The sequence below is a fragment of the Paraburkholderia solisilvae genome, assembly GCF_902859875.1.
Taxonomy (GTDB): domain Bacteria; phylum Pseudomonadota; class Gammaproteobacteria; order Burkholderiales; family Burkholderiaceae; genus Paraburkholderia; species Paraburkholderia solisilvae.
In genome coordinates this window covers 1-1,004 of record NZ_CADIKF010000132.1, presented here as the reverse complement: position 1 = coordinate 1,004, position 1,004 = coordinate 1, and the positions used below count along the sequence as shown (strand labels likewise).

The 1,004-nt window shown below is 68.3% G+C and carries 1 protein-coding gene; it reads left to right on the top strand.

Translation table 11 applies throughout. The annotated features are described in order from the left end of the window. On the top strand, positions 1–1,004 hold a 1,004-nt coding region (locus HV675_RS32120), incomplete at both ends, for an ABC transporter ATP-binding protein (protein ID WP_175115479.1).

The following is a 1,004-nucleotide window of genomic DNA, read 5'->3' as shown; positions in this document are numbered from 1 at the left end:
CCGGCCGAAGGCGTCGCGATGGTGTTCCAGACGTTCGCGCTGTTTCCGTGGCTCACGGTGCTGCAGAACGTCGAAGCCGGACTCGAGGCGCAGGGCGTGCCGGCCCGCGAGCGGCGCGAGCGCGCGCTCGCGGCCATCGACCTGATCGGTCTGGACGGCTTCGAGAATGCGTATCCGCGCGAGCTGTCGGGCGGCATGCGCCAGCGCGTGGGCTTTGCGCGCGCGCTGGTGGTCGACCCGACGCTGCTGCTGATGGACGAGCCGTTCTCCGCGCTCGACGTGCTGACCGCCGAGACGCTGCGCACCGACCTGCTGGACCTGTGGACGCAGGGGCGCATGCCGATCAAGTCGGTGCTGATCGTCACGCACAACATCGAGGAGGCGGTGTTCATGTGCGACCGCATCCTCGTGCTGTCGTCGAACCCGGGGCGGGTGATCGCGGAGATCAAGGTGCCGTTCAAGCATCCGCGCAACCGGCTGGACCCGGCGTTCCGGCGTCTGGTGGACGACATCTACGCGAAGATGACCGCGCGCCAGACCGGCGAGACCACGCGCAAGGGGCTCGAGCTGCACAGCTGGCTGCCGCATGTGTCGACCAACCTGATGGCGGGTCTGATCGAGACGCTGGCGGCCGCGCCATACCACGGCCGCGCGGACATGCCGGAGATCGCGCGCTCGCTGCACCTGGAGGTGGACGATCTGTTCCCGATTGCCGAAGTGCTGCAGCACCTGGGCTTTGCGGACGTGCGCGAAGGCGATATTTTCCTGACGCCGCCGGCGCGCGTGTTCGCGGAGTTCGGCACGCAGGAGCGCAAGCTGATGTTCGCCGACCATCTGCTCAAGCATGTGCCGCTGGCTGCGCGGATCAAGAAGGTGCTCAACGAGCGGCCGGGGCACCGCGCACCGCGCGTGCGCTTCGAGCAGGAGCTGGAGGACTTCCTGTCCGACAGCGCGGCGCAGGAGACGCTCGACGCGGTGATCAACTGGGGGCGTTACGGCGAGAT